Source organism: Streptomyces sp. rh34, assembly GCF_002551245.1.
Lineage (GTDB): Bacteria > Actinomycetota > Actinomycetes > Streptomycetales > Streptomycetaceae > Streptomyces.
Genome location: NZ_NTGZ01000464.1, coordinates 1 through 2,641, shown reverse-complemented (window position 1 = coordinate 2,641; position 2,641 = coordinate 1). Strand labels below are relative to the sequence as shown.

The following is a 2,641-nucleotide window of genomic DNA, read 5'->3' as shown; positions in this document are numbered from 1 at the left end:
TGCAGCAGGGCCGACTGCTCGGCGGGCGAGCCGGCGGCCGCGAGTTCGGGGAGCCGCTCGGCGACGGCGGCGCGGGCGGTCATCAGACGGCCCGCCGCCGCCGGGGTGCTGGCCTCCGTCTCGGCCGCGGTCTCCGGGAGGTCCAGGCCGACCCCGTCGTACAGGAGGAGCGTGCGCCGGTAGGCCGGGGGCAGGTCGAGCAGCGCGCCGAACAGCGCCTGCTTCCCCGGTTCGGTGGGCGGGGCGTCGGGGTGCCGGTGCGCGCGGCGCAGCCGGTGCCAGGGGGACATCGCGTACTCGTACGCCGCCGCGCGCACCCAGCCGGCCGGGTCGCGGTCGACGGCCACCTCGGGCCAGCGGTGCCAGGCCAGTTGGAAGGCGCGCTCGACGGACTCGCGGGCCAGGGCGCGGCGGCCGGTGAGCAGGTAGGCCTGCCGGACGAGGCCGGGGGCGGTGCGGGTGTACAGCTCGTCGAACGCCTCGGCGGGGGAGAGGCGCCGCCCGCCGGCCTCCGCCGCCTCCGCACCGGCGCCCGTGTCCGTGTCCGTCACCGCCGTCACCGCCGTCACCGCCGTCACCGCCGCCGCCGTCACCGCCGCCGACTCCGCCCGCACCGTCGCCTTCACCTCCGGAAGGGCTTGGGGGCAGGCTTCCGGAGCGACTTCCGGAGCGGCTTCGGGAAGGGGTTCCGGAGCGGCTTCGGGAAGGGGTTCCGGGGTGGCTTCCGCAGCGGTGTCCGGGAGGGGCTCCGGAGCCGTCGGCGCCGGAGCCGCCACAGCCGCTGGTGGTGTCGTGGCGGGCGCCTCCGGTTCGGGGGCGATGAGCTTCGCGTACAGCGCGCGCTTGCGTCCGCGCGGGCTCGTGCGCCCCGTCTCCCAGGAGCGCACGGTGGCGCGCGTGACGCCGACGGCCGCCGCAAGTTGCTCCTCGCTCAAAGACTTCGCCTCGCGCAGTCTGCGGCGCTCCTTGGGGGAGGGCAGCGGCGGCGCGGCGGCCTCGTCGGTCGTGCTCCGGGTCATGGACGACCCCCGGCAGCGCCGCACTGGGTGAAAAAGTACATAAACGTATATTGAGCGACACAACGGCTGTTCGCGCGTTACGCGATATAAGCGCGTGTCGTTGGCAGCATGGGCCGCGTGACCCAAATGACGCAACGCAGCCCGAAAGCGACGGCCGAGCGGAACCGCACCCTGGCCCTGGCCTCCGCCCTGGTGCGGGGAGCCGTCGCCGCCGGACTCGGCCTCGGGTCGTTGGCGGTGCTGGTCATGGTGCTGTGGATCAGCTCCCCGTACCCCGACAGCGGACCGGGCGGGGCACTGCGCGCGGCGGCCGGGGTCTGGCTGCTCGCGCACGGCGCGGGACTCGTGCGGCCCGACACCCTGAGCGGGGTTCCCGCCCCCGTCGGCGTGGTGCCGCTGCTGCTCATGGTGGGCCCGGTCTGGCTGGCGCACCGCGCGGCGCGCGATGCGGCGGAGCCGGAGGACGGGCGGCCCAGGCCTTCACAGGCGGGCGCGTTCTGCGCGGTGACCGCGGGATACCTGCTGGTCGTGGCGGGGGCGGCGGCCTGGGCGAGGGACGGTTCGCTGCGCCCGGACGCGGACACGCTGGTGTTCCCGGTGGCGCTGGTGGTGGCCGGTGCGGCGGCGGCCGGGGTGTGGACGGCGGCCGGGCGGCCACTCGGGCCCCTGCCGTCCTGGTCGCCCCTGGCGCTTCAGGAGGCGATCGCGCCGACGCTCTTCCGCGACCGGGCCGAGGCGGCGTGCCGGTCGGCGGCGGTGGGTGTGACGGTGCTGCTCGGAGGCGGTGCGCTGCTGGTCGCGGTGGCGCTCGGCCGGAACGCGGGGGCGGCGCAGGACGCGTTCCTGGGGCTCGCGGGCGACTGGTCGGGGCGGTTCGCCGTGCTCCTGCTGGCCGCCTCGCTGGTGCCGAACGCCGCGTTGTGGGGAGCGTCGTACGGGCTCGGGCCCGGCTTCTCGCTCGGTACGGGAGCCACCGCCACCCCGCTGGGCCTCGACGGGACCCCGACGGCGCCCCCCTTCCCCCTGCTGGCGGCCGTGCCGGATCAGGGGCCGGGCTCCCCGCTGTACGGGGCGGCCCTGGCGGTGCCGGTGGCGGCCGGGCTGGCGGTCGCCTGGTTCACCGCCCGCAGGGCCGCGCCCGCCGACGCACCCCGTGCCCATGCGTGGAGCCGGCGCGAGACGGTGCTGGTGACCCTGCTCGCCGCGCTGGGGTGCGGTGCCGTGACGGCGCTGCTCATGGCGGTGGCCGGCGGGCCGCTCGGCACCGGGGCGCTGCGGGAGTTCGGCCCGGTGTGGTGGCTGGCCGGCCCGGCGGCGCTGGCGTGGACCGCGGGCATCGGCGTACCGGCGGCCGTGCTGCTGCGCCGGTGGCGACTGCGCACCCCGGGCTGGGCCTGGCGCAGGGACGTACCGGAAGGGGATGGACCTCCGGTGACAGCGGCAGCGACAGCGAGGGCGGCGACAGCGACAGCGGCCGAGGAGAAAGAGAAGGCGGATACGGAGGCCGTCATCGGGCGCCCGCGCCGCTGGTGGGCGCCGTGGCGTGGGCGGGGGAGGAGGGCGGGCGCGTCCGGCGATGCGGCGTCGGGCGGTTCCTGTCTCTTATACACATCTCTGATGGC

2 protein-coding genes are annotated in these 2,641 nt (G+C 76.9%); one reads left to right on the top strand and one right to left on the bottom strand.

Features of this window, described 5'->3' with window-relative positions; all coding sequences use genetic code 11:
- A partial coding sequence (locus tag CR470_RS37240; RefSeq protein ID WP_097872140.1) for a helix-turn-helix domain-containing protein occupies positions 1-1,019 on the bottom strand: 1,019 nt, incomplete at its 3' end.
- 126 nt (positions 1,020-1,145) lie between these two features.
- Here CR470_RS37240 and CR470_RS37235 point away from each other — a divergent pair.
- The coding region (locus CR470_RS37235) for a cell division protein PerM (protein WP_107489548.1) at positions 1,146-2,641 on the top strand (1,496 nt) is incomplete at its 3' end.